Here is a 24,099-nt window from a genome sequence, read left to right on the forward strand (position 1 = left end):
TTGCTTCGGTGTGCAACGACGCGATTTTATGGCCACACTCGCCGCGACATCGCTCGGTAGCGTCGTGTCGGCCACGGGAGCGGGGGCATCGTCCGGTCAGACCGCAGCACTCGACGTCGGCCAGCTCCGGTTCTACTCGACCGGCAGCCTGCTGAACGCCGCCAGCGAACCGCTCACGGACAGCTCGAACGTGCTCGTCTGGGCGGAGCCGACGGCGTACAACGCCGACGAGGACGGCAACGGCGACGCCGTCAGCTACCCCGACGGCACCGACATCCCGCTCGTGGGCATCGACGGGACGGTGGTCGGCATCGGCAACGACTTCGTCAACAACCAGGAGTCGTTCGGCGACGCCGGCAACGAGGAGTTCCTCCTGAACGTCTGGGACAGCCTCACCGGCGGCGACGCGACCGTCCTCGTCGACGAGAGTCACGACAACGCCGTCACCCGCGCGGACATCTCGACGTTCGCGAACTACGCGGAGGACAACGGCTACACCGTCCCGGCGACGACCGATCTCGAAGCCGACCTCGGGAGTGCGGACGGGCTCGTGCTCGCCCGCCCGGCGACGGCGCTCTCCGACGACGAGCTGTCGGCGGTCGCCTCGTTCGTCGACGCTGGCGGCGCGCTGTTCCTGCACGACGCCTCGGACTACCAGGACCAGGACCAGACCGCGAACCTGAACGCGGTCGCGGCGGCCGTCGGCGCGGCGTTCCGCTTCAACGACGACCAGGTGTACGACGACGAGAACAGCGGCTTCGAGAACTTCGTCGTCCTCACCGAGAACGGCAACACCGAGCAGTACCCCGAGCTGTTCGCGGGCCGCGAGGGCATCGGCGGCGGCGAACTCCCGTTCGAGCCCGGCGAGAGCTATCCGGGCACCGTGACGAGCGTCGCCGACGGCGACACGTTCACCGTCGAGTTCGACGACCCCGACGCCGGCTCGCAGTCGATCCGCGTGCTCGGCGTCGACACGGCCGAGAAGCCGGAGAACGCCAGTGCCGAGCGGCCCGAGGAGTGGGAGGGCCTCGCGTACACGACCGAGAGCGACCTCCGACCCGTCGGTTCGCTCTCGCACTACAGCGGCACCTGCTTCCTGGACGACGCGATGGAGCCGCTCACGGACGACGCGGCGGTGCTGTACTGGGCACCGTCGAACGCCACCGTCACCGACCAGAACGGTGGCGACGCGGTGAGCTATCCCGACGGGACCGCCATCCCGCTCGGCGTGAAGGACGACAACCTCGTCGGGCTCGGCGCCAACATGGTCAACGACGAGGGTGGCTGGGACGGCGACAACGGCGACCTCGTGCTGAACGTCTGGGACGACCAGCTCGGCGGCGCGGGCACCGTCGTCTGGCTCGACAACGGGCAGTACGACACCCTGGGCGACGTCTTCGGGAACTTCGAGGGCCGTGCGGAGGACGCGGGCTACACGCTCGAATCAGCCGGCGACCTCGCCGCGGCCGCGGGCGACGCGGACGCGTTCGTCGTCTCCTCGCCGAACGAGCTCTCCGACGCGAACCGCGACGCGCTCGCGACCTTCGCGGCCGACGGCAACCCCGTCACGTTCATCGGCAAGTCCGACTACGACGGGTTCGACCAGACGGACGCGTTGAACGCCGTGCTCGACGAGCTCGGTGCGGCGTTCCGCTACAACGACGCGCAGGTGCAGGCGGACGGGAACTTCGCGTTCTCCACCGAGCAGTTCAACACCGACAGCTACGCGGCGTACTTCGGCGGCGACAGCGAGGACCCCCTCGCGCACCTCCAGGAGTGGGCCGTCGAGGCGACCGAGTTCGCGACCCAGGCGCTCTCCGGGGAGGACGTCGTCGTCAGCTTCGACGAGAACGAGGGTATCACCGACCCCTTCGACCGGCTGCTCGGCTACGTCGAGTACGACGCGACCGGCGACGGCAGCACGGACACGCTGTACAACGCCGCGCTCATCCAGGAGGGCTACGCCCGCGTCTACGGCTCCAGCCTCTCGAAGCACGACGAGTTCTGGGACCACGAGCACGCCGCGCGCACCGACGGCACCGGCCTCTGGGCCGAGAGCGACGTCGAGTCCGCCCCCAGCTACCGGAACCGCCCCGTCGAGGACCTGTTCGTCCCGACGCCCGCGGCCGTCGGCTCCACCAACGGTACGCTCGGTCAGGGTCGCGTCCCCGTCAACGCCGAGTCCAGCGCCAGCGTCTCCGAGGCCCCGCTCGCCGGCGTCGACCGGACCGCGAACGTCGCGATGCTCGGCGGCCTGCTCGTCGACGAGTCCCACGAGGAGGCGGAGGGCTCGGGCTACGACGTCTCCGGCTTCGAGAACTTCACGTTCGTCTCCAACCTCGCCGACTCGCTCTCCGGACGCGAGGGCGACGTGCTGGTCGACGGCGGCCACGGCCAGTTCGGCGCCGACTTCGGCCTCTCGAACGAGGACGCCGCCTACTACCAGCGCTTCCTCGAGGGCGCGGGCCTGAACTTCGAGCAGGTGAACGAGCCGACCGCCGAGAAGCTCTCGCGTGGCCGCGCGCTGCTCGTCACGAGCCACACCGAGGCGTTCTCCGAGGCGGAGGTCGACGCCCTGCGGAGCTTCCGCGACGACGGCGGCGCCATCGTCCTGCTCGGCGACGCGAACGCGTCCGACGCCGCCCGCGAGAACCTGAACGCGCTGGCGAGCGGCCTCGGCACGGACCTCCGGCTCACCGACGACGCCGTCACCGACGGCTCGAACAACGTGAACGGCGACGCCGGCCTCGTCACGACGACGAACTTCCACCAGAGCTTCGACCTGTTCGACGTCTACGAGCCCGGAACCGGCGGCGAGGAGCCCGCACAGCCCACCCTCTCCGTCTCGTTCCCCGAGCGCAACGGCGGCGGCAGCGCGGTGCCGGCCGACCTCTCGCTGTCGAACGCGCCCGACGGACTCGCTGGCTTCGACGTGACAATCACGGTCGCGGACACCGAGGTCGCCGCCGCGATCGACGTGAGCTTCGACGATGCGTTCCCCGACTCGACCACGCAGGCAGACGTCAGCGACGACGGCGGGACGGTCTCGCTCGAGGCCGCCGACATCGAGGACAACGTCGGCACCGGGGCGTCGGACATCACGCTCGCGACGCTCTCCCTCGAGCCGCAGTCCGCGGGCTCCACCGGCGTCGGCCTCGGCATCGACGCGCTCGACGCCGACGACGGCTCCGTCATCGACGCGCAGACGAGCACGGGGGACCTCACCATCGCCCCCGTCGAGCGCATCGGCGACAACGACCTGCCGACGGACCCCGACGACGACGGCGTCTACGAGGACCTGAACGGCAACGGCCAGCTCGACTTCGAGGACGTCGTCGTCTTCTTCGAGCACCGCGAGGAGGACGCCATCCAGGACTACGTCGACTCGTACGACTTCAACGACAACGGCCGCGTCGACTTCGACGACATCACGACCCTGTTCGAGGAGATATAGACCGATGGCCCGCCACGACTCGACGGCCGGCAGGCACGCTAGGATCGCTATCCCGGCGGCCGCCGCCGCGTTCGTGCTGGCGCTCGCACTCGCGCCCGCTCTGGCCGGTGCGGACGTCGGTGCCGCCGGTGCCGCGGATGCGAGCGTGCAGACGGACGACCCGACGCTCGCCGTGGCAGACGCCAGCGTCGACCCCGGCGGGACCACCGAGACGACCCTGACGCTGTCTGCCGTGCCCGACGGACTCTCCGGGTTCAACGTCACGGTCGCCGTCGCCGACACCGAGACGGCGACGATAACCGACGCCGCGCTCGCCGAGCCGTTCCCGGCCATCGGCGACGGGTCGGTCGTCGTCGCCGACGACGGTAGCGCGGCACGACTGAAGTCCGCCGACCTCGACGACGAGGTCGGGACAGGCGACGGTCCGGTCGCCCTCGGCACCGTCACGCTCGCCGGCGGATCGACGGGGACGGTCGACCTCGTGCTGTCGGTGGAACAGGTCGACGACGACGGCTCCCGGGTCGACCCGGCCGCCGACGACGGCCTGCTGACCGTCGGCGACGTCTCGACCGCGACGCCGACCGTCACCGCGACACCCACGTCGGTCCCGACCACCGACCAGCCGGGCACGTCGACCGCCACTGACCAGCCTGGGACTGGACCGGCTCCGACGACGACCGACGACGACGGCTCGGTCGGGCTCGGGTTCGGTGCGGCCGGCGGGCTGCTCACCGCCGTCGCGCTGGCGCTGGCGCTCGTCGCGGGTCGTCGCTACTGAGGACAGCGGTTCCGTTCGGCGTCCGTCAGTCCTGACAGGGGAGCGCGGTGTCGACGCTCACGTCGCCGACGACGACCGCGCCGCACATCGCCTCCCGACCGTGGATCGTACACCGGTAGGCGTACAGCCCGCGCTCCTCGAACACACGGTCGAGCCTGTCGCCGGAGTCGACGGTGTCGGCCTCGAACTCCCAGTCGGCGGCACCGCCGACCTCGGTGTCGGGCGTCACATCGTGTGCCGTCTCGTCGACGTTCTCCCAGCGCACGCGGTCGCCCGGATCGACGGAGACACGCAGCGGCGTGAATCCCCCGGCGTCGATCTCGACGGTCGCGTCGGCCGGCGGCGGGCTGGTGGTCGGCGGTGCGGTCGTCGCGGGGTCGCCGCTGTCGCCGTTGCAGCCGGCCAGCCCCACCGCGAGGAACGTGCCGGCCGCGGCGAGAAGCTCGCGGCGCGAGGTGGTCATACCCAACGTCACGGACGTTCGGTTGATAAAATTACACACTTCGGTGCGCAATCAACACCGGATTTGAACGTGTATCCGACCATGGACGGGGAGCGCAGTCCTGCACATAGCAGCCTTTTTGACGGGTGGCAGCGAAAATTTTACCTGATTCGTTATGAGCCAGCAGGACACCGACACCTACCAGCACTACATCGACGGTGAGTGGACCGAGGGCCACGGCGACGAGACCTTCGAGAGCAAGAACCCGGCGACGGGCGAGACCCTCGGCGAGTTCCACCGTGGAACACCCGAGGACGTACAGGAGGCACTCGAGGCCGCCGACGAGGCGTCCGAGATGTGGCAGGCGATGTCCCACATCGACCGCGCGGAGTACCTCTGGGACATCTACCACGAGCTGCGCGAGCGCACCGACGAGCTCGGCGCGGTCGTGACCAAGGAGTGCGGCAAGGAGATCAGCGAGGGCAAGGCCGACGTCGTCGAGGCCGCGCACATGGTCGAGTGGGCCGCCGGCGACGCCCGCCACCCGAAGGGCGACGTGGTCCCCTCCGAGATTCCGAGCAAGGACGCCTACATGCGGCGCAAACCGCGCGGCGTCGTCGGCTGCATCACGCCGTGGAACTTCCCGGTCGCCATCCCGTTCTGGCACATGGCCGTCGCGCTCGTCGAGGGCAACACCGTCGTGTTCAAGCCCGCCGAGCAGACGCCGTGGTGCGCCCAGATCATCGCCGAGATGTTCGTCGACGCGGGCATCCCGGACGGCGTGTTCAACATCGTGCAGGGCTTCGGCGACGCCGGTGCCGAGCTCGTCGAGAACGACATCACCGACACCGTGCTGTTCACCGGCTCCGCGGAGGTCGGCCACGAGGTCGCGAGCAAGGTCGGCGGCACGCCCGGCAAGCTCGCAGCCTGCGAGATGGGCGGCAAGAACGGTATCGTCATCACCGAGGAGGCGGACCTCGACGTCGCCGTCCACTCCGCCGTGATGTCTAGCTTCAAGACGACCGGCCAGCGCTGTGTCTCCTCCGAGCGCCTCATCGTCCACGAGGACGTCTACGACGAGTTCAAGGAGCGCTACGTCGAGGTCGCACAGAACATCGCCGTCGGCGACCCGCTCGACGAGGACACGTTCATGGGCCCGGCCATCGAGGCCGGCCACGTCGAGAAGATCCGCCGGCACAACGAGATGGCCCGCGAGGAGGGCGCGAACGTGCTGGTCGACCGCTTCGAGCTCGGCGACGACGAGATTCCCGAGGGCCACGAGGACGGCCACTGGGTCGGCCCGTTCGTCTACGAGATCGAGTACGACACCGACCTCCGCTGCATCAAGGAGGAGTGCTTCGGCCCGCACGTCGCCCTGCTGAAGTACTCGGGTGACATCGAGGACGCCGTCGAGATCCACAACGACACGCCGTACGGCCTCGCCGGCGCCATCATCTCCGAGGACTACCGCCAGATCAACTACTACCGCGACAACGCCGAGGTCGGCCTCGCGTACGGCAACCTGCCGTGCATCGGCGCCGAGGTCCAGCTGCCGTTCGGCGGCATCAAGAAGTCCGGCAACGGCTACCCGAGCGCCCGCGAGGTCATCGAGGCCGTCACCGAGCGCACCGCCTGGACGCTCAACAACTCGAAGGACATCGAGATGGCACAGGGCCTGAGCGCGGACATCAAGACCCAGAGCGACGACTGAACGCGAATCGCGGCTCTGTCTTTCTTCTTTCTTCGCCCGGTGTAGCTGTGCGATTTCGCTTCGACGGGCCGAGAGTTTACGAATATTGTAAACTTTCGGCGGGATGGCCTCCGGGCAGCCGGGTGGCGCGCGGCCCGCGAGCGTGCCGAGCGACAGCGAGGTCTCCGCGAGCTTGCGAGCGGAGGGCAGCGAGACGACGGCGGAGTCTCGCCGGGCCGCGAGCAGTCGCTCGTGCGAGGGACGAGAAGCGCAGGGAGCGGTCACGAGACGCGGAGCGTCTCGTGAGCCCACCGGAAATCTCCGATTTCCGGGGACGCTAGCGACCGAGCATCGCAGTCGGTTGGGGAGGTTCGAGGGCGGTTGCGGTCGGGTGGGACTGAAAGGGGCGACCATGTCGGCGAACCCCGACGACGTAAGCACCGCAGGTACGAGGAGCGCAACGAGTCGCGGGAGCCGACATGGGCGGGGCTTTCGAGATGCTTTCAGCCTCGCTGTTTACTACGTCGACCGTACGTATCCAATCGGGACATCCGAATCACACAGCCAACACTCAGAATCTGTTCGAACGACGGCCCGCGAGGGACAGGAGTGCGGGCCGGTTGCGGACGAGAGTGGCGGGTTGAAGCGACGCCGCTGCCGCTTCGGGCAAGGTAGAGGCGAGAGTTCCGTTCCGCGATAGGCTCCTAGGTAGCCCCGCGGAACGGAAGTGGGCGCGGGCGTAGGTGCGACGGGCGTTTGCCGGAATCGACGTGAAAAGCGTCTCTCCGGCAACCCCTGCTTTGGACCGCGAACGTATAAACTCCGCGACTTTGACAGCGCTCAGAGACGAGTGTCCTCCAGCGCCGGGAACTCCTCGCGGACGCGGTCGACCTCGCCCGGGTCGACCGTCGTCTCGACGAGTGCCGGGCGGTCGTCGGTCGTCGCGACCGGGGTGCCCCACGGGTCGTAGACGGTCGAGCGGCCGAGCAGCGTGGCGTCGTCGAACTCGCCGCTGCCGTTGATGGTGGCGACGTAGGAGAGGTTCTCGATGGCGCGGGCACGGGCCAGGGTGCGCCAGTGCTCGACGCGGGGGTACGGCCAGGCGCTCGGAACGAGGGTGAGCGTCGCGCCCTGTTCCTGCAGTTCGCGGTAGAGCTCGGGGAAACGCAGGTCATAGCAGGTCGTGACGGCGACGGTGAAGTCGCCGAACTCCGTGGTCGGGATGCGCTCGCCGGGCACCAGCAGCTCCGCCTCGGCGGAGGAGTACCCGAACAGGTGGTGCTTGCGGTAGACGAGCTGGCGGTCGCCGTCGGCGTCGAACAGGACGGCGGTGTTCGCCAGCCCCTCGTCTGCAGGTGTCGGGGCGGCTCCGGTCGCGACCGTCTCGCCGAGGTCCTCGACGACGGTGCCGGCGAGCAGCGCGACGCCGTTGTCGGCCGCGGCGGCGGCGAGCCGGGAGAGCGTCTCACCGTCGAGGCCCTCGGCTGCACGCTGGTACACGTCGAACGAGAAGTAGCCGACGTTGAACAGCTCCGGCAGGGCGACGAGGTCCGCGCCGCGGTCGGCCGCCTCCACGACGGCCTCGACGGCGCGGTCGACGTTGTGCTCGGTCGCCGCCGGTTCGACCGCCAGCTGGGCGAGGACGAGCTTCATGCCGGGAGCTCCAGGTGTTCACGCAGGGCGGCCTCGAGGTTGTCGAGCTCGCCGTCGAGGTTGCGCTCGAAGAAGCGCTCCACACCCGGGAGCTTGCCGTCCACGATGAAGCGGTTCGTGAGGGTGCAGCCCGCCTCTGTCTCGTTGATCTCGTGTTCCCCCGTCACTCGCATCACCTTCGAACGACCTTCGAACCGGACGAACTCCGGCTCGCGGCGGTCGACGTCACGGGTCCTGACCGCGACCGTGCGGCGGACGAGCGGGATCGGGAGTTTGACGTGCCAGATGGCCTCGGTGCCGTCCTCGTTGCGGAGCTCGAACCGATCGACGACGCTGATGGGACGAGCACGGAGCTCAGGGTCCGCGATGAACGCCCAGACCCGTTCGGGGGCAACCGGGAACTCGAACGTCCGCTCGACCCGGACTGTCATACGATATCTGATTCCCTCGTGGCCAAAAACGCAGCGGAATCGGGTTAACTGACCGTTACCTTCCACGTCGTCGACCGGGACCGTCCCCACTTCTCGATGTCGACGTCCTCTGACTTCTCTGAGAGGTGTGGGAGTCGCGAGCCGACCTGTTTCGAGGAGAGGTCGATGGCGTCGGCGATGTTCTTCGCACGGAAGTACTGTTGCCCCTTCGAGACGCTGTCTCGAAGGTAGGCGAGTATCCGTTGCTCCTCGTCGGAGTAGTCGCTCATCGTCTGTACGTAGATAGGGGCCTCACGCTAATAACGATTTTTGCTCCGACGGTGTCAGCGGTCCCACCACTGGAGTGCGAAGACCGAGAGCATCGCGAAGACCATCGCGCCCGCGAAGGCGTAGCTCCCGGCGGCCTGTGCACTCGACGTGCCGCCGAGGTACTGGATGCCGAAGACGGCCATGGCGACCGCGCTGAGGACGGCCGCGATGCCGAATACGGTGGAGAGGCCGATCGCCTTGTCGCTCGACCCGGACGTGTGTTGGCTCATGGACGTGAGTATCGAGGGGAGGGTCTTAATCCCTGCTGTCGACGGTGGGGCCTGCCGTCCAAAGGACGTTGGCTCAAGGCCTTTTATACCTCGGGACCTTCCGTCCACAGGAATGTCAGACGGAACGGATTCAGGTGGTGGGTCGACAGGTGGCGGTGGCCTCGCGACGGTCAGACGTCTCCTGTTCGGGAGCACGCTTCGGATCGGCGCCGTGGTCGTCGTGGGGCTCGTGGGGATGGTCGTCGCCGCGTACCTGCTGGGGTTCCTCGGCGTTCCCTCGGTGGCCGGCGTCGAGAACCGGTTCGGCGAGGCCAACGAGTCGACGACGGTCATCGAGACCGAGCTCGCGGTGCAGAACCCGAACCCGGTCGGGACGGGCTTCCTCGACGTCTCCGCGGAGTACGAGGTGAACATGAACAACATCACGATGGCGACCGGCGGACGGGACGACATCAACGTGAAGCCGGGGCGGTCGACGGTGACGACGCAGAGCTACCTGCAGAACGAGCGCATCCCCCAGTGGTGGGCCAGCCACATCCGTCGCGGGGAGACGACCGACGTGCGCATCGACGCGACCATCAGGTCCGGACTCGTCGGCCGCTCGTTCGCGGTGCCCCAGGAGCGGACCATCCAGACCGACCTGCTCTCGTCGTTCAACTCGACCGAGACGCGCGAGGTGAACGCGAACCGGGCGCTCGTCTCGGACCCCGTGCTGTACATCAACCGGACCGCCGGCCAGTGGGGCGAGGTGTCCAACGAGTCGACGCCCATCGTGCTCGACTTCTACGTCTACAACCCGAAGTCCTACGCCATCCCCATCTCCCAGATCGAGTACGGGGTGAACATGAACAACATCACCGTGGGGGAGGGGACGAACACCCGCGAGTACGTCCTCGCGCCGGGCGAGGTGACCCAGGTCCGAACCGTGACGACCATCGACAACTCGAACCTCGACGAGTGGTGGGTGAGCCACATCCAGCGCGACCAGGTGACCGACCTGCGGATCAACTTCAGCGTCACCACCCGGATCGGGGGCACGAGCATCCAGATCCCGATGGACCGGTTCACCTACACAGAGACCATCGAGACCGACATCTTCGGCACGAAGAACGCGACCGACGCCGGCGGTGAGAACGGTACCGAGGGCGACTCGTCCGGCGGTGACGGCACCCCGACGGACGACGGAACGACCACCGACGGCGGTACCACGACCGACGACGGCTCCGGTGGCGACGGCACGACGAACGGTGGCGGCACGACCACAGACGGCGGCGGCATCCTCGGCGTCAGCGCGGCGGATGTGGCAAGACCTGCGTGAACGCGGGCGGCGAGTGCTGACGCCGGCAACACGCTTATTATCCCAGCACGCTCACGGTAGGACACATGACACGGAGTACCCAGTCTCCTGGTCGAGTTCTCCGACGGTAACGAGATCACCGTCGAATCCACTCCAGAGTCCATCGTCGTTTCTATCGGTGAATCGAATCGTACGCTCACGCGCCGAGAAGCCATGGCGCTGCAGGACCAGATCGGCGACGCGCTGGTCGAACGTCGCGAGTTCTTCCGGACCACGGGCATCCACCGCGAGGACGGCTCCTACGAGGTCACCCGCCGCGGGGCCGACTCCGCCGGGAACGCGAAGGTGTTCGAGAGCTTCGAGACCGTCCGCCGGCTGTACGACCGCCTGCCCGACGAGTTCGGGGCCGAGGCGGTCGGCCGGACCGGTATCACTGGCTCGCGTCGGCATATGCTGGTGCGACACTTCGCGGAGCATCCGGCCTTCGACTGCGAGATCACGAGCCGGAGCCCGCTGACCGTGGCGAAGGCGGACCCCGAGTCCACCGACGCGAAGGAGGAGGAACGGATGCCTGAGGCGACGGCCGACTAGGCCGTCGCTCGCCGGGTTGTCGTATCGTCGACCAGCGACGGCTCCAACGAGAAGCGGGGGTCGGTCAGTGGATCTCGACGTGCTCGGACTCCTCGTTCAGCGCGAGGTTGACCGCGATCTCGGCGTTCCGCATCGCGTACTGGGCGGTCTGCTGGAGGCTGACGAGCACCTCACGGACCTGCAGGAGGTCCTTGTTCTCCATCTCGGGGAGGTCGTCGAGTATCTCGCGCTCGCGGTCGCTGATCTCGTGGAACAGCCGGCGCACCTCGATGGTCTTGTCGTAGTCGCGCTCGACGGCCGCCTCGACGGCGAGCGCGGTGATCTCGTCGACCTTCTCCGTGAATTCGCGGATGCGCCGCATCACGGGCTGGTCGACGTTCAGCGTGTGGTTCTCGGTCTCCATGACGATCTCGGCGATGTCCTCGGCGTTGTCGGCGGTGAGCTCCAGGTTCTTCGCGATGGAGCGGTAGCCGATGAGCGGGAAGCCCTCGTCGAGGCCGACCGCACGGGCGAGGTTCGGGTTCTGGTAGGCGGTGAAGATGAGCCGCAGCATCAGCACGAAGATCTTGTTCGCCTGGCGCTCGCGGTTGAGCGCGCGCTGGGCCATGTCGGGGTTGCCGTGGGCGAGCGCCTTGATGGCCTCGCCGCGCATCGTCGAGCCCGTGGATTCGAGGCGCTCGAGCAGGTTGTCGAGCGTGAAGTCCTCGGGGTCGACCGAACAGCGGATGGCGATGCTCTCGGGCGTCTCCTCGATGACGCCCAGGCCCATCAGCTGCGTCTCTGCCTGGTAGACCGCGTTGATGTGCTCCGAGGGGAGGGTGCCGCCCTCGTGGACGACGCGGATGACCCGCCGTCCGAGCACGTACTGCGCGACGATGGCGCGCTCGACGGCGTCCGCGTCGAGGTTGTCCGCGTGGATGATGGCCTCCGACTCCTCGGTGCTCGCCGACTCCGGCATCACCGTCAGCGTCCCCTTGCCCCCCATCCGCAGGGACACCTCGTCGCCCTTCTCGACGTCCTGCTCCTTCGCCCACTCGGCCGGCAGCGTCATCGCCAGCGTGGACGGCCCGAGCCGCTGGACCTTGCGCGTTTCCATGCCCTCCCGTAGCCATGGGGAGACCTTATATTTGACTGCATGGCGATTATATTCCGTAGTAGTCGATAATACCACTTTGTACGCAGTGTCGCAACCGGCAACATTTGCCAACCCGTGACAGGACCGCTCAGACGACCTTCAGCAGGCGGCGTTCGTACCGGCCGACGCGGACCTGCTGCCAGCCACGGAGCGACTCGTTGACCGCCTCGTCGTCAGTGTCGACACGGAGGACGCCCACGTCGTCGAGCTTGTCCCGCGAGGCGACGACCTCGACCTCGCATCGGTCGATGACCGCGGGGGAGATCTGGTGGTTGCCCCGGCCGAAGATGAACCCCTGCCCGCCGATGGGCGAGACGACGATGACGTTCCGCTCGCCGAGCACCTCGAGTATCTCGTCCTCGGTCGCGTCGTACGCGAGCACCTCGCCGTCGCGCCAGACGTCGACCCCGAGCGGCGACGGCTCGAAGCCCAGCGCGCGCTTGATGGCGCCGACGGTGCTCCCCGGCGCGAGGATGTACGTCACGTCGGGGTCGACCTCGTCGGCGAACCCCTCCGCGAGCGACTCGACGGTGCCCCCGCCGACCTGCTTCGAGGACTGCACGGCCTCCGCGACCGGCACCGGGACGACCGCGTGCAGCGTCGTCCGCACCTCGCCGCCGCGGTAGGCGTCCTCGTCGATGTCGTTCACCTCCCGGTCCGCGACGCGCTCGAACGTCGCCGCGACACGACCCGCATCCCTCGGTGTGACGCCGAAGACGGAGGAGTAGATCTTCACGCCCGCCGGCACCCCGAGCATCGGCGTGTCTGCGCCGGCTGCCTGCAGTGTCTTCGCCACGTCCACGGCGGTCCCGTCGCCGCCGACGAACAGCACGAGGTCGACGCCCTCGTCGACGAACGCCTCGACCGCCGCACGCGTGTCCTCGGCATCCGTCCCGTCGCCGGGGTCGGTGACGACGGTCGGCTCGAACCCCGCCTCGCGGGCCTCCCGTTCGCCCATCTCGCCACCGGCGACGAACAGCTCCATCTCCTCGCCCGCGGCCTCGCGCAACGTCCGAAGGGCCTCGACCGCGCGCTCGGGTGCGCGCTGCTCCGCGCCACGTTCGCGTGCCTCCGCGACCTTCCCGTCGGTCCCTTTCAGTCCGACGCGGCCACCCATCCCGGCGATGGGGTTGACGACGACCCCGATTCGCATTGGCCGACCCTTGGTCGGTCCCGTGGAAAAAGGACGCGTTTCCGGCACCCGGTCTCGTGCGGTCGGTCGGGCCGTCCAACGACGGCGTGGAACCTGAACAGTGTCACCGGGGCAGCTCTGGCGGGCGCAGTGGCTGTCTCTCGTCCCCCGGCTCAGATGTCCCGCACCCGCCGATGCGCGGGCCCTGCTCCCCGACATGTGAACGTTTAAGCTACCGGGGGCGCAAGCGCGAGATATGATGAACCTCGTCCTCGAAGCCGGCAGCGCGCTGCCGTTCCCGGGCACCGGGTGGGTCGTCCTCGTCGCGAGTCTGGCACTGACCGTCGGCTGGCTGCTCCACATCTACCGGTAATCCACCGGGCCGGGCACCCGTTTTAACCGCTCAAACGTCGTAGCGGTTGGTATGCGAAACCTCACCGTTCTCAGGATCTGGGGTATCCCCATCCGCATCAACATCTCGCTGGTGGTGTTCCTGCCGATACTGGCGTGGCTGCTCGGCAGTGGCGAACAGATCGGCCTCTACGCGGGCTGGATCGAGGCTGCGTTCGGCGTCGCCGTCGACACCGAGGCGCTCGGCACCGGGTCGACGCCGTGGGTCGTCGGGACCCTCGCCGCGGTCGGGTTGTTCGTCAGCGTGACGCTGCACGAGCTCGGCCACGCCTGGGTCGCCCGCCGGTACGGCCTCGGCATCGAGTCCATCACGCTCTGGATCCTGGGCGGGCTGGCCGCGCTGTCCGAGATCCCACGCGAGTGGAACCGCGAGTTCTGGATCGCCATCGCCGGGCCCGTCACGAGCGTCGCCACCGCCGGTGCGGCGGCCGGCGTGTTGCTCGTCACACCCTCATCGGTACCCGTCGCGCAGTTCGTCTTCGGCTGGCTGGCCGTCGCGAACCTCACGCTCGCCGTGTTCAACCTGCTGCCCGCGTTCCCGATGGACGGCGGGCGAATCCTCCGGGCGCTGCTCGCGCGCAACCGGCCCTACGCGAGCGCGACCCGGCTGGCAGCACGGGTCGGCATCGTGTTCGCGCTGCTGTTCGCCCTGCTCGGCGCGCTCAGCTTCAACATCATCATGCTGCTGCTCGCGCTGTTCATCTACGGCGCGGCGACCACGGAGTCCCGCACGGTCCTGCTCGACGAGCTGCTCGAGGGCATCACCGTCGGGGACATCATGTCCCGGGAGCCGACGACGGTGCCGGAGTACGAGACCGTCGCCGAGTTCGCCGACCGGATGTTCCGCGAGCGCCGGACCGTCTATCCCGTGACCGACGAGTACGGCGAGGTCGTCGGCGTCGTCACGCTCGCGGACATGCGCGCGGTCGCGGCCGACGAACGGGGGTCGACCACGGTGGGCCAGCTCGCGAAGGACGTGCCACGGTTCGACATCACCGGCGACGCCTTCGAGACGCTGGCAGCGCTCAACGGCTCGCGTGCGAAGAACGCGCTGGTCACCCGGAACGGCTCCGTCGTCGGCGTCCTCTCGGAGTCCGACTACGCTCACGCGCTCTCGATGCAGCGGGAGTTCGGTTCCGGCCTGCCCTGACTACTCTTCGGGCGCCGTCACTCGGTCGCGCAGCCACGCCGCCGCCTCGCGCACCTCGTCCTCGTCGACCCCCGAGAGCTTCACCGACACCGTCTCGCCGGGGTAGCTCCCGACCTGCACGTCGAACCGGTCGCGCAGTTCGGCGAACCGCTCGACCAGCGCCGACTCCGGTTCGGCTGCGTCGACGACCTCGACGTGGCGGATCGTCCCGCTGAACTCCGGCGCGATCTGCTCGAACATCGCCTCCATCTCGTCGGGCACGCCCGGCAGGACGTAGACGGACTCCACGACACAGCCCGGCGCGACGCCGACCTCGTTGTGTAGCACCCGGGCACCGGCCGGTAGGTGGGTCGTCCCCGGCGCGAGGTCGCTCGCGGCGTAGCCACCCTGCTCGGTGAGCCACGCCTCCGCCTCCGCGCTGGCCTCGACCTCGCGGCCGACCGCCGCCGCGACCCCCTCCATCGTCAGGTCGTCGTGGGTCGGCCCCAGCCCGCCGGTGACGACGACCGCGTCGTACGCCGCCAGCGACTCGTTGACCACCTGCGCGATGTCGCCCACGTCGTCCGGCACCGTGAAGACTCGCTCGACGTCGACGCCGCGCTCGGTGAGCCGCCGACAGAGCCACGTCGCGTTGGTGTTCTCCGTGTCGCCACTCAGGAGTTCGTCGCCGACGGTCACGACGGCTACGCGCATACCTCGGGCAAGGGTCGGCGTGGACAAAAAACGCGCGCTAGCGGGAGTCAGCCCGGGCCGTCGCCGCTGTCGAAGCCCATCTCCTCGCGCAGCTCCGTCAGTTCGCGGATCTGGTACCAGTAGTAGCCCATCCCGATGAGCGCGGCGAGGCCGAGGATGGTCGCGGTGCCGGTGAAGATGTAGTAGTCGCGCTGGAGGTAGTACTTGATCGTCATCCGGCCCGAGACGGGGTCGTCCTCGTCCGTCCACTCCAGGTGGAGCCGGTTGTCGTCGTCGACGAAGCTGTTGTCCGCGGCGGGGACGACCTGTCCGAACAGGAAGAAGGAGGTGCGGAAGCCGGCGGGCAGGACGACCTCGTAGGTGCCCTCCATGTAGTTCCACATGCGGAAGTGCTTGGGTTCGGCGGGGCCGGAGAACGCGAGCGTGCCGTTGACCGCGCCGTCGTCTGTGGGGAGGACGATGTGGGTCCGGTAGTTCGTCTTGTACACCCGGAGCTCGGAGCCGTTGACGGTGGTGCCGTTGGGGTAGCGGAACCGGAGGGCGGAGATGTCGACCGGGTTGTCGTTGCTGATGCCGCGGGTCCACACCTCGAACTCCTCGTCGGTACGGTTGTCGATGTGGTAGACCGCGTGGTAGGCGTTGCCGGTGACGTTGACGAACACGTCGGTCGTCTCCGGCGTCTCGACGGGCTCGGGCGTGCCGTTGCTGGCGTTCCAGCTCGGGACCTCGTTCCAGTCGTAGGTGGCGTTGCGGTCCAGCCGTGCGTCGGAGATACCGTCGCCGAACAGCCCGAGACAGCCGGCGCTCGCGACGAGTAGCAGCGCCAGGCCGATTCCGAGCAGCAGTCGACGGTTCATGCTATGGGACGACGCACTTCAGTTCGGCCGGGAGGTACTCCCCGACGCTGGCCAGCAGGCCCGGCGGGTCGGTCCCCTCGCGGCAGACCACGGACTGTTCGAGCAGGCCGAGGCGCTCGACGGTGACGATGTCCTGTGCGTGGCCGGCGCGGTTGACCGTCGCGCGGACCTCGCCGCGGGTCGCGCTGTTGACGTTCAGCCGGCCGGTGCCGCGGGTCCACTCGTAGAGGCGGTCGCGCTCCTCATCGGCCAGGCGGGACGGCTCGTCGTCGCCGCCGTAGACGAACCGCATCGGGAGGTGCTGGACGATGCCGAAGCGGTCGCGGATCTGCTCGGGGGTGCCGGGACCGAGGCCGAGCTCGTCGGCCGGGATGCGGACGTGCTGGCCCGCGTCCAGGACGAAGCCCTCCTCGTCCCAGCGCTGGAGCGTGCCGACGTAGGTCTCGCCGGCCTCCAGCTGTGGGAGGATCTCGCCGTACTCCTCGGCGAGCACGTTCCGGGCCGCGACGGCGTCGGGTCCCTCAAGCGTCACCGTCGGGAAGTCGTCGTGTCTGATACCCAGCTCGTACTCGACGTCCAGCTCGCCGACCTCGTTGTCGACCAGCGCACGGAGCGCGTCCAGCGAGCGGTCTCTCGCGTCGCCCTCGACGTACAGCTTTGTTGCGAGGACGACCATTATGCGCTCGCGTCCACGTTCAGTTCGTCACGGAGGTCCGCGATGCGTTCCTCCATCGCCGTGACCAGCATCTCGTTGTCCATCGACTCCACCGGCGACCCACACTCGGGGCACTCGAAGCCGAAGTCCATCGCCTCGCCGAACTCGAAGCGGATGGAGCAGACCTCACACAGGTAGAACTCGTGGTTGCGCTCGTACTCGTTGCGGTCCTCGAGCGTGTCGAGCAGACGGTACATCTCCTCCTCCAGATTCTCCGGGATGTTCTGGTACTGGAACGTCCACAGGTACGTGAGCCAGCCAGAGTCCTCGTCGCGGAGCCGTCGGTAGGAGGCGAGATCGTTCTCGTAGAGGATGAACAGGGCCCGGCGCACGTCGTTGAGCTCCAGGTCCAGTTCCTCTGCGAGTTCCTCGTCCGTGACCTCGCCGTCCGGCGGGGCGGCCGCGACCGGCATCCCCTTCGGACCGACCAGCTCGTGGAGGTACTTTTGGATGACAGGGTCTTCCAGGAGCTCCTCAAAAGCCATTACCGTAATTCGGGGGTCTCACGCGTTTAAAAGTACCGCTCCGGCCCCGTGCGGGCGTCGGGATGACAGACAGGTGCCGTCCGTGATGTGGTCGCGGTCAGCGCCGCGACGGTGGGTGCCTCAGTCGTCGACTGTCCCGTTCAGGGGTCCGGGTTGAAGATGTCGGGCTCCGGCGAGCCGTTCACCTGGATGACCCCCATCATGCCCTTCCGGGCGACCCGCGTGAGAGCGTGGTCGACCAGCTTGATGGGTTCGGGGACGGGCGTGTCGATCTCGGCACAGGCGACCGTCCCGGGCGCGACCGGCGCGGTCTCGACATAGTGCTCCGGGTCGTTCGCCAGCGCGCCGTCCCGGTAGAAGTCGGTCCAGACGTTCCCGATCGCGTGCCAGGAGCTGGTGAGGTTGGGGCCGCCGTTGGACATGAATATCCGGACGCGGTCGCCCTTGTCGACCTCCATCGGCCCGTAGCCGCTCTCGGTGAAGGCGTACGCCTCCCCGTTGTAGACGACGTACGTCGGCTCCTCCTTGTTCATCCCCTCGAAGTCGAACGCGTGGTGACCCTCCTCGCCGGCCGACTTGTCCGTGTAGATCTCGTGCTGGCCGAAGTAGAACTCGTGGTCCACCTCGGGCAGCCCGTCCTCCGGCTCGACCAGGATGGCGCCGAACATCCCGGCGCTGATGTGCTGGTCGAGGTTCGGCACCGCACAGTGGTAGATGTGGACGCCGGGGTACATCGCGGTGAACTCGATGCTGGCGCTCCCGCCGGGGGTGACCGTCGTCGCCTCCGCCCCACCACCGGGACCGTACACCGCGTGCAGGTCGATGTTGTGCGGCATCGAGTTCTCCTCCGGACTGGTCACGGTGAGGTGGACGGTGTCGCCCCGTCGGACCCGGATCATCGGTCCGGGGACGCGACCGTCGAAGGTCATGTAGTCGAACGTGACGCCGGGTTCGATCTCCGCCGTCTCCTCCGTGACCTCGAGCTCGACCTCGTGTCGGCGTGGTTCGTCCCAGTCCACCGGGTCCGGAAGTTCGCGCGGGTCGGCCGCGATGCGGTCGACCGTCGTCGCCGCCGGCCCGTCCTGGCTCTGGGTGGACGCGACAGTGGTCTGCTGGCTCTCCTGCGTGGACTGGCCCCCCGTGGTACAGCCGGCGAGAGTCGCTGCGCCACCGAGACCGAGACCCTGTACGACGCGCCGCCGCGTGGTGTCAAACATTGGTGGTCACCTCACGTTCGATGCTTGCGAGGCCACCCACATCAACCGATGAGCCGGTTCTCAGGGGGGTGAAACCGGCACGAAGGTGTTCGGACGGGGTACTTAAGATGGGGGAGCTGTTCAGTCGTCGTCCTCGGCGAGCACGCGGTTCGGGATGGAGTAGGGCCGGTCCTCGTCGCTGATCGAGACGTCGCGCAGCGAGAACCGCTTCACGAGCACGTCGTAGGCGAAGACGGCCGTGCCGAGGATGATGAGCGTGTCACCGGGGAGACGCGCCCAGAACAGCAGCTGGATCGTCTCGCTGTTGTAGAACTCGAGACTGCGCGCGTAGGCGTAGCTCTCGGTGAACGCGGCGTCGAGCTGGAGGAAGCCGACGGGCAGGACGGAGACGAACACCATCACCGCCAGCCCGACGTTCCAGAGCCAGAACGCCCAGCGGAGGCGCTTCTCCACCCACTCGCCGGGGGCGGTCGAGAGCCGGAGCATGTACGTCGCCATGCCGAGCGCGAGGAAGCCGAACGCCCCGAACATCGCGGCGTGGGCGTGCCCCACCGTGAGGTAGGTGCCGTGCTCGTAGTAGTTGATGAGCGGGAGGTTGATGAAGAACCCGAGCACGCCGGCGCCGACGAAGTTCCAGAGGCCGCTCGCGACGATGAACCTGAACGGCAGCGTGTACGGGAAGTCCTCGCCGGCGGTCGCGAGCGCGCGGTACTCGTTGATGGCCTCGAAGAGGATGAGTACCAGCGGGATGAGTTCGAGCGTGGAGAACACCGTCCCGAGCGGGACCCACACGTCCGGCTGGCCGACCCACCAGTAGTGGTGGGAGACGCCGATGACGCCGGTCCCCATCACGAACAGTGCCTCGAAGACGACCGCCTTCTCGGCCGACCGCTTCCGCAGGAGGCCCATCGAGACCAGGGTGAGGGCGACGACGGCGACGATGAAGAACTCGAAGGCGCCCTCGACCCACATGTGCACGACCCACCAGCGCCAGAACTCCGTCATCACGATGTTCGTCTGTGGGGTGTAGAGCATCCCGGAGACGAACAGCAGGCCGATGGAGCCGCCCGCGTAGATGATCATGTGCGCGAGGCCGTAGCGCGGTTCGCGGTCGAGCATCGGTCTGAAGCCCCGGGCCACGAGGACGGTCCAGAGACCGAAGCCGACGAGCAGTCCGAACTGCCAGAGCCGCCCGACCTCGAGGTACTCGAGGCCCTCGTTGCCGATGATCCACCAGAACTCGCCGTCGATGTAGCCCTGTGCGCCGAGCCAGACGCCGGCGAGCCCCCCGACCGTGGCGACGACGAGCGCGCCGAGCAGCACGTGGATGTACGTCTTCTGGCGGTCGGGCTCGTGCCCGGTCAGCAGGGCGGGGAGGAACAGCCCGGCACCGAGCCAGAGCGTGGCGATCCAGAGGATGCCGAGGTCGAGGTGGAACGTCTTCGCCATCGAGAACGGGAACAGCGCGACGATGTCCACCCCGAGCAGCTCGCCGAGCCCGAAGAAGCCGTCGCGCTCGACGTAGTAGTGCGCGAGCAGCCCGCCCAGCAGAGTCTGGACGAGGAACAGCCCGGCCGCGATGGGGATGAACCGCGTCGCCGCCCGCTGGCTCGGATGCAGGTCGACCTCCGAGGGGTCGGGTATCTCGACCGCGCCGACCTTCGGTTCGGGGAGCTCGACGGACTTGTAGAGCCAGACGCCGAAGCCAGCACCGCCGACGAGCAGGACCAGGCTGATGCTGCTCCACATCATCGCGCCGCCGGTCGGCGAGTTGCCGGCGTCGGGGGCGAACGGCCACTCGTTGGTGAAGGAGGCGTCACCGCCGGGACGGTCGGTGTGGGAGATCCACGCCGTCCAGAGCGCGAAGTCGGCGAATCGGCGGGCCTCCGCGGCGGAGTCGATGGTGTCCGCCGGAACGCCACGCTCGCGGGCGCCCTCGTGGTACCGTTCGACGTACACGTCGCGCACCTGCTGGTGTGCGTACAGCTCGGCGGTCGAGTACCGGATGCGGTCGTCGACGGTCCCGTCGGCGAGGTCCGACCGGACGAGACTGTCGACGGCTGCCTGCTCCTCGGCCGGGAGCGCGTCGTAGGCCTCGCCGTAGCGCTCGTCGGCGTAGTACTCGCGCATGAACTGCGTCTTCAACCGGAGCGCGTCGGCGGTGTAGTCGACGCCGTAGTACGCGCCGTTGCCGAGGATCGAGCCGTGGTTCATCAGGCCGTTCTGCTGCATCACCGTCTTCCCCTCGCGCACCTGCGCGTCGGTCACGACGGTCTCGCCGCCGGGTCCGGCGACCTCCTTCGGGATGGGCGGGGTGTGCTCGTAGGAGTAGAGCGCCCCGGCTCCCATCACCAGGAGGTTGAACACGAACACGACCGCGAGCAGTTTCGCGAGGGTTCCTCGTCTCACTTCCATACAGGTGGTGATGACACCGTCCGGAACTTGTAATGGTGATGCCGTTCCATCCAGTCGGGAGGCCGTCCGAACACGTTCGTCGGGGGGACGTGGGGGGATACGAACCGGTTCGCGACCGACAGGGACCAGGGGCGTTCGGGGAGCGAACGTGTTCGGTCACCTTCCCGCCGGCCTGGAATCTGAGCGACGCCTATCCCGACGAGCACGCAACTCTCGCCTGTGATGTCACGCGATACGAGACTGGACCGACGGACGTTCGTGCAGACCGCCGCCGCCGCGACCGCGCTGTCGTCCTTCGCCGGCTGTCTGAGCGGGGACGACGGCGGGGGAAGCGACGACGGTGGCGACGGCGGCGACGGTGGGGACGGCGGCGGTGACGAGACCGCCGATCCCGCCGAGAACGACGGTGGCGGCGGGAGCCCCGAGTTCGATGGCTGGTTCGACAACGTCGGCAACTACGATGGGGTCGCCGACCACACCGGGGAGTCCGAGGTGACGGTGAGCGTCGGCGCCCAGGGCAACGGTGGCGCCTTCGCGTTCGCACCGGCAGCCATCCGCGTCGACGCCGGAACGACGGTCGTCTGGGAGTGGACCGGCGACGGGGGGATGCACAACGTCGTCGCCAACGGAGGGAGCTTCGAGAGCGACCTCGTCGGTGACTCGGGGCACACGTTCGAGCAGACGTTCGACTCGTCCGGGACGGTGAAGTACCTCTGCTCACCGCACGAGCAGATGGGGATGAAAGGCGCTGTCGTCGTCGAGTAGCGGACCCCGACTCCTGCTTCTCGCGAAGCCGACCCGGTCGGCCTCCTCACGCACTACCTGCCGCCGCGGGTCTCCGTCCGGAGCTCCGTCCAGAGGCTCTCGAGGCGCTCGTCGGCCGTCCGTGCGCGCCCCTCCACGACGGCCTCGAGGGCCCCGTCGTCGTCCGTCTCGACGCGGACCGACTCGAACGCCCGACGGTACCGGGTCGTCGGCTGGCCGCGGCGGAGCGCGTCGGTCCGCTCGGTCACCAGCCCGGCATCGACCAGCTGGTCGAGCTTCCGGTAGGTCGTCGAGAGCGGGACCTCGGCACCGTCGGCGACCTCGCCCGCCGTCGCCGGTTCGTCGAGGAACTCGACGATGTCCCGGCAGTCGTCGTCTGCCAGCGCACCGACGACGGCGCGCGGGTCTGGCTGTACGTGGCTGTCGCTATCGACGGCGAGACTGTCGGTGTTCATGGTCTGTCAGTGCTCGATCAGCACGTCCTCGTCGACGTCCTCGACGAACCGCTTCACGACGGCCTCCTCCGCCCGGTGCAGCGTCTCTGAGGCCGTCGACTTCGCCATCCCGAGCTCGTCGGCGAGCTCGGTGAGCGAGCAGTCACGCGGCGTGTCGTAGTAGCCCCGGTCGACGGCGGCGAGCAGCAGCCGGAGCTGGCTGTCGGTGAGCAGTCGCTCGGGTTCGACGCGCTGGCTCACCTGCTCGACGGTGAAGGGGATGCCGAACGTGTCGAGCTGTTCGGCCAGCGCGGAGAGCCGGTGCTGGGGGGCGGTAATCTCCCACTCGGCCTTCCCATCCTCCAGCGTGAACGGCATCTCCAGCGGGACGCCGGAGCCCTGGACAGGGAGCAGGAGGAACGGCGTCGTGGTCTCGAACTGGACCAGCGCCTTCCCGTCGTCGGCCTGGAGCACCTCCAGTTCGGTGACGGTCTCGTCGGCGTCGATGGCGGTGACGACCGGCGGGAGGTCGGGCGCGATGACCTCCGCCAGTCCGACGCCGGCGTCCTCGTCGGTGAGCGCGGCGAGGATCCGGAAGCGTGCCTCGGGGTGGTCCCGAGAGATGTCGCCGATCCAGACCCCTTCGGGCACGGTGAGGGTGAGTTCTGCGCGTGGCATTGTTCCTATCGAGACGTACAGGCGTGGAGCCCCAATCAATGTTCCCGAACATGTTCGGAACAGGCCGAACACATTCGGGAGAATCGCCACCTGTCCGCCCGCCGAACTCGGACCATGGCCACGAACGAACCGACCCAGGTACTGGACGTCAGGGACGTCGACGGCGAGCCCTTCGGTCAGATCGACGCGACGCTCTCCGAACTGGACGACGGCGACCGGCTGCTGCTGGTGAACGGGTTCGAGCCGGTGCCGCTGTACGACGTGCTCGTCGACCGGGGGTTCGAGTACGAGACCGAGCAGATGGGGCCGACGGAGTGGCACGTCAGGATAGAGCGTCGCTGAGCGAGCGGCCAGAGCGAAGGCGGACCGTCCCCGCCGGCGTTCAGACCGCCCAGTCCTCCCGGCTGTACGCCATCTCCCAGAAGGCATGCTCGAGTCGTGCACTCGTGAGGAACGCCTCGCGCATCGCGTCGTGCTCGCCGGGGTAGCGCTCGCCACAGCGGTCGACGAACTCGCGCATCCAGCCGACGGCCTCGGCGAACTCTTCGCTCGTGTACTTCTCGACGAACGGCGTGTAGCGGTGCCGGTCGGCCATCAGGTCGTTCATGTGGCGGGCGACGTCGAGGTAGCCCTGCCCGCAGGGGTAGATGGCCGCGGCGATCTCGGCGATGGAGCCCTCGTGGGCCGTCCTGACGAGGTAGTTCGTGTACGCGACGCAGGTCGGCGCCTTGCGGACCGACTCGAGGTCGCCCGGCGCGAGGTCGTACTGCTCGGCGAACTCGCGGTGCAGGTCCATCTCGTCGTCGAGCACGGTGTGTGCGACACCGAGGAGCTGGGCCATCGTCCCCTCGTCCCGTGCCTTCGTCCCCGCGACGGCGAACGTCCGGGCGTAGTCGAGGAGGTAACGGTAGTCCTGCTCGACCCAGTGCCGGAACGCTGCCTCGTCGAGCGTACCCGCCGCGAGTTCGGTCACGAACGGATGGTCGTACTGTGCCGCCCAGATGTGCTCGCCCGCGTCGAGGAGCTCGTCGCTGAATGCCATGGCTCGGAGCGCGTCCCACAGCGGGTTATAACTTGCGAATACAACGGAGTTGTTATCCTGTCGTCGCTACAACCGGCGTTTCAGCTTGGAGAGGT

Annotated in this window: 24 protein-coding genes; 8 read left to right on the forward strand and 16 right to left on the reverse strand. The window is 68.2% G+C overall.

All coding sequences use genetic code 11. From position 1 onward, the window contains the following. Positions 1-28 precede the first annotated feature (28 nt). Together ACSG06_RS10690 and ACSG06_RS10695 are read left to right on the forward strand one after the other, a co-directional pair. Positions 29-3,454, forward strand: coding sequence for a thermonuclease family protein (locus ACSG06_RS10690; RefSeq protein WP_440990241.1), 3,426 nt, complete (start codon positions 29-31; stop codon positions 3,452-3,454). Positions 3,455-3,458: 4 nt separating this feature from the next. Beyond that, complete coding sequence (locus ACSG06_RS10695; RefSeq protein ID WP_440990242.1) at positions 3,459-4,232, forward strand: cell surface protein; 774 nt, start codon at positions 3,459-3,461, stop codon at positions 4,230-4,232. Between the two features lie 25 nt (positions 4,233-4,257). On the opposite strand, the gene ACSG06_RS10700 is transcribed toward ACSG06_RS10695, so the two are convergent. After that, on the reverse strand, positions 4,258-4,695 hold the full coding sequence (locus tag ACSG06_RS10700) for a cupredoxin domain-containing protein (protein ID WP_440990243.1): 438 nt from the start codon (positions 4,693-4,695) through the stop codon (positions 4,258-4,260). Between the two features lie 154 nt (positions 4,696-4,849). Here ACSG06_RS10700 and ACSG06_RS10705 point away from each other — a divergent pair, with 154 nt between their 5' ends. Further along, on the forward strand, positions 4,850-6,385 hold the full coding sequence (locus ACSG06_RS10705; protein WP_440990244.1) for an aldehyde dehydrogenase family protein: 1,536 nt from the start codon (positions 4,850-4,852) through the stop codon (positions 6,383-6,385). An 819-nt stretch (positions 6,386-7,204) separates the two neighbouring features. Here ACSG06_RS10705 and ACSG06_RS10710 read toward each other — a convergent pair. Genes ACSG06_RS10710 through ACSG06_RS10725 form a run of 4 tightly spaced genes read right to left on the reverse strand, consistent with a single transcriptional unit; the run spans position 7,205 to position 8,987 of the window. Further along, entirely contained in the window at positions 7,205-8,017 is an 813-nt protein-coding gene (locus ACSG06_RS10710; RefSeq protein WP_440990245.1) for a nitrilase-related carbon-nitrogen hydrolase, read from the reverse strand. Beyond that, on the reverse strand, positions 8,014-8,448 hold the full coding sequence (locus ACSG06_RS10715; protein WP_440990246.1) for an SRPBCC family protein: 435 nt from the start codon (positions 8,446-8,448) through the stop codon (positions 8,014-8,016). The genes ACSG06_RS10710 and ACSG06_RS10715 overlap by 4 nt, the downstream gene beginning before the upstream one ends. Positions 8,449-8,492: 44 nt before the next feature. Continuing rightward, on the reverse strand, positions 8,493-8,717 hold the full coding sequence (locus tag ACSG06_RS10720; protein WP_256300524.1) for a DUF7123 family protein: 225 nt from the start codon (positions 8,715-8,717) through the stop codon (positions 8,493-8,495). A gap of 54 nt (positions 8,718-8,771) precedes the next feature. Continuing rightward, on the reverse strand, positions 8,772-8,987 hold the full coding sequence (locus ACSG06_RS10725; protein WP_440990247.1) for a DUF7525 family protein: 216 nt from the start codon (positions 8,985-8,987) through the stop codon (positions 8,772-8,774). Positions 8,988-9,099: 112 nt separating this feature from the next. Here ACSG06_RS10725 and ACSG06_RS10730 point away from each other — a divergent pair, with 112 nt between their 5' ends. Together ACSG06_RS10730 and ACSG06_RS10735 are read left to right on the forward strand one after the other, a co-directional pair. Beyond that, the gene (locus ACSG06_RS10730) at positions 9,100-10,305 is read left to right on the forward strand and encodes an LEA/WHy family protein (protein ID WP_440990248.1); all 1,206 of its coding nucleotides are present in this window, start codon (positions 9,100-9,102) and stop codon (positions 10,303-10,305) included. A 114-nt stretch (positions 10,306-10,419) separates the two neighbouring features. Then, the gene (locus ACSG06_RS10735) at positions 10,420-10,875 is read left to right on the forward strand and encodes a DUF7528 family protein (RefSeq protein ID WP_440990308.1); all 456 of its coding nucleotides are present in this window, start codon (positions 10,420-10,422) and stop codon (positions 10,873-10,875) included. Positions 10,876-10,939: 64 nt separating this feature from the next. On the opposite strand, the gene ACSG06_RS10740 is transcribed toward ACSG06_RS10735, so the two are convergent. Further along, positions 10,940-11,971, reverse strand: a complete 1,032-nt coding sequence (locus tag ACSG06_RS10740; RefSeq protein ID WP_440990249.1) for a PhoU domain-containing protein — start codon at positions 11,969-11,971, stop codon at positions 10,940-10,942. Between the two features lie 127 nt (positions 11,972-12,098). Beyond that, positions 12,099-13,163, reverse strand: a complete 1,065-nt coding sequence (locus ACSG06_RS10745) for an ATP-NAD kinase family protein (RefSeq protein WP_440990250.1) — start codon at positions 13,161-13,163, stop codon at positions 12,099-12,101. 403 nt (positions 13,164-13,566) lie between these two features. Here ACSG06_RS10745 and ACSG06_RS10750 point away from each other — a divergent pair, with 403 nt between their 5' ends. Further along, positions 13,567-14,703 carry a site-2 protease family protein gene (locus tag ACSG06_RS10750; RefSeq protein ID WP_440990251.1) on the forward strand — a complete coding sequence of 379 codons (1,137 nt, stop codon included), beginning with the start codon at positions 13,567-13,569 and terminating at the stop codon, positions 14,701-14,703. On the opposite strand, the gene ACSG06_RS10755 is transcribed toward ACSG06_RS10750, so the two are convergent. The 6 genes from ACSG06_RS10755 to ACSG06_RS10780 form a co-directional block, all read right to left on the reverse strand. Next, positions 14,704-15,396 (reverse strand): competence/damage-inducible protein A, encoded by a 693-nt coding sequence (locus tag ACSG06_RS10755; RefSeq protein ID WP_440990252.1) that lies wholly within the window; start codon positions 15,394-15,396, stop codon positions 14,704-14,706. It lies immediately after the preceding gene. Positions 15,397-15,443: 47 nt separating this feature from the next. Then, positions 15,444-16,253 carry a DUF5803 family protein gene (locus ACSG06_RS10760; RefSeq protein ID WP_440990253.1) on the reverse strand — a complete coding sequence of 270 codons (810 nt, stop codon included), beginning with the start codon at positions 16,251-16,253 and terminating at the stop codon, positions 15,444-15,446. Position 16,254: 1 nt separating this feature from the next. Beyond that, a complete protein-coding gene (locus ACSG06_RS10765) occupies positions 16,255-16,929 on the reverse strand; it encodes a DUF2110 family protein (protein ID WP_440990254.1) in 675 nt (224 codons plus the stop codon). Beyond that, positions 16,929-17,453: a transcription factor gene (locus ACSG06_RS10770; protein ID WP_440990255.1), complete on the reverse strand. Its 525-nt coding sequence runs from the start codon at positions 17,451-17,453 to the stop codon at positions 16,929-16,931. Before ACSG06_RS10770 ends, ACSG06_RS10765 begins: the two co-directional genes overlap by 1 nt. A gap of 140 nt (positions 17,454-17,593) precedes the next feature. Further along, positions 17,594-18,670 carry a copper-containing nitrite reductase gene (gene nirK, locus ACSG06_RS10775; RefSeq protein WP_440990256.1) on the reverse strand — a complete coding sequence of 359 codons (1,077 nt, stop codon included), beginning with the start codon at positions 18,668-18,670 and terminating at the stop codon, positions 17,594-17,596. Positions 18,671-18,790: 120 nt separating this feature from the next. Then, on the reverse strand, positions 18,791-21,085 hold the full coding sequence (locus ACSG06_RS10780; protein WP_440990257.1) for a nitric-oxide reductase large subunit: 2,295 nt from the start codon (positions 21,083-21,085) through the stop codon (positions 18,791-18,793). Positions 21,086-21,307: 222 nt separating this feature from the next. Here ACSG06_RS10780 and ACSG06_RS10785 point away from each other — a divergent pair, with 222 nt between their 5' ends. Then, a complete protein-coding gene (locus ACSG06_RS10785; RefSeq protein ID WP_440990258.1) occupies positions 21,308-21,850 on the forward strand; it encodes a halocyanin domain-containing protein in 543 nt (180 codons plus the stop codon). 53 nt (positions 21,851-21,903) lie between these two features. On the opposite strand, the gene ACSG06_RS10790 is transcribed toward ACSG06_RS10785, so the two are convergent. Both ACSG06_RS10790 and ACSG06_RS10795 read right to left on the reverse strand, forming a co-directional pair. Then, complete coding sequence (locus tag ACSG06_RS10790) at positions 21,904-22,305, reverse strand: DUF7342 family protein (protein WP_440990259.1); 402 nt, start codon at positions 22,303-22,305, stop codon at positions 21,904-21,906. Between the two features lie 6 nt (positions 22,306-22,311). Beyond that, entirely contained in the window at positions 22,312-22,962 is a 651-nt protein-coding gene (locus ACSG06_RS10795; protein ID WP_440990260.1) for a helix-turn-helix domain-containing protein, read from the reverse strand. A 114-nt stretch (positions 22,963-23,076) separates the two neighbouring features. On the opposite strand from ACSG06_RS10795, the gene ACSG06_RS10800 reads away from it, so the two are divergent. Further along, positions 23,077-23,304: a DUF2249 domain-containing protein gene (locus tag ACSG06_RS10800; protein WP_440990261.1), complete on the forward strand. Its 228-nt coding sequence runs from the start codon at positions 23,077-23,079 to the stop codon at positions 23,302-23,304. 40 nt (positions 23,305-23,344) lie between these two features. On the opposite strand, the gene tenA is transcribed toward ACSG06_RS10800, so the two are convergent. Beyond that, on the reverse strand, positions 23,345-24,004 hold the full coding sequence (gene tenA, locus ACSG06_RS10805) for a thiaminase II (protein WP_440990262.1): 660 nt from the start codon (positions 24,002-24,004) through the stop codon (positions 23,345-23,347). Positions 24,005-24,099: the final 95 nt, after the last annotated feature.

The sequence above is a fragment of the Haloarchaeobius baliensis genome, from assembly GCF_052060055.1.
Taxonomy (GTDB): Archaea; Halobacteriota; Halobacteria; order Halobacteriales; family Natrialbaceae; genus Haloarchaeobius; species Haloarchaeobius baliensis.

Coding starts and splice junctions, on each gene's coding strand:
- ACSG06_RS10690 (WP_440990241.1), top strand. CDS start 29: ATGGCCACACTCGCCGCGACATCGCTCGGTAGCGTCGTGTCGGCCACG.
- ACSG06_RS10695 (WP_440990242.1), top strand. CDS start 3,459: ATGGCCCGCCACGACTCGACGGCCGGCAGGCACGCTAGGATCGCTATC.
- ACSG06_RS10700 (WP_440990243.1), bottom strand. CDS start 4,695: ATGACCACCTCGCGCCGCGAGCTTCTCGCCGCGGCCGGCACGTTCCTC.
- ACSG06_RS10705 (WP_440990244.1), top strand. CDS start 4,850: ATGAGCCAGCAGGACACCGACACCTACCAGCACTACATCGACGGTGAG.
- ACSG06_RS10710 (WP_440990245.1), bottom strand. CDS start 8,017: ATGAAGCTCGTCCTCGCCCAGCTGGCGGTCGAACCGGCGGCGACCGAG.
- ACSG06_RS10715 (WP_440990246.1), bottom strand. CDS start 8,448: ATGACAGTCCGGGTCGAGCGGACGTTCGAGTTCCCGGTTGCCCCCGAA.
- ACSG06_RS10720 (WP_256300524.1), bottom strand. CDS start 8,717: ATGAGCGACTACTCCGACGAGGAGCAACGGATACTCGCCTACCTTCGA.
- ACSG06_RS10725 (WP_440990247.1), bottom strand. CDS start 8,987: ATGAGCCAACACACGTCCGGGTCGAGCGACAAGGCGATCGGCCTCTCC.
- ACSG06_RS10730 (WP_440990248.1), top strand. CDS start 9,100: ATGTCAGACGGAACGGATTCAGGTGGTGGGTCGACAGGTGGCGGTGGC.
- ACSG06_RS10740 (WP_440990249.1), bottom strand. CDS start 11,971: ATGGAAACGCGCAAGGTCCAGCGGCTCGGGCCGTCCACGCTGGCGATG.
- ACSG06_RS10745 (WP_440990250.1), bottom strand. CDS start 13,163: ATGCGAATCGGGGTCGTCGTCAACCCCATCGCCGGGATGGGTGGCCGC.
- ACSG06_RS10750 (WP_440990251.1), top strand. CDS start 13,567: ATGCGAAACCTCACCGTTCTCAGGATCTGGGGTATCCCCATCCGCATC.
- ACSG06_RS10755 (WP_440990252.1), bottom strand. CDS start 15,396: ATGCGCGTAGCCGTCGTGACCGTCGGCGACGAACTCCTGAGTGGCGAC.
- ACSG06_RS10760 (WP_440990253.1), bottom strand. CDS start 16,253: ATGAACCGTCGACTGCTGCTCGGAATCGGCCTGGCGCTGCTACTCGTC.
- ACSG06_RS10765 (WP_440990254.1), bottom strand. CDS start 16,929: ATGGTCGTCCTCGCAACAAAGCTGTACGTCGAGGGCGACGCGAGAGAC.
- ACSG06_RS10770 (WP_440990255.1), bottom strand. CDS start 17,453: ATGGCTTTTGAGGAGCTCCTGGAAGACCCTGTCATCCAAAAGTACCTC.
- nirK (WP_440990256.1), bottom strand. CDS start 18,670: ATGTTTGACACCACGCGGCGGCGCGTCGTACAGGGTCTCGGTCTCGGT.
- ACSG06_RS10780 (WP_440990257.1), bottom strand. CDS start 21,085: ATGGAAGTGAGACGAGGAACCCTCGCGAAACTGCTCGCGGTCGTGTTC.
- ACSG06_RS10785 (WP_440990258.1), top strand. CDS start 21,308: ATGTCACGCGATACGAGACTGGACCGACGGACGTTCGTGCAGACCGCC.
- ACSG06_RS10790 (WP_440990259.1), bottom strand. CDS start 22,305: ATGAACACCGACAGTCTCGCCGTCGATAGCGACAGCCACGTACAGCCA.
- ACSG06_RS10795 (WP_440990260.1), bottom strand. CDS start 22,962: ATGCCACGCGCAGAACTCACCCTCACCGTGCCCGAAGGGGTCTGGATC.
- ACSG06_RS10800 (WP_440990261.1), top strand. CDS start 23,077: ATGGCCACGAACGAACCGACCCAGGTACTGGACGTCAGGGACGTCGAC.
- tenA (WP_440990262.1), bottom strand. CDS start 24,004: ATGGCATTCAGCGACGAGCTCCTCGACGCGGGCGAGCACATCTGGGCG.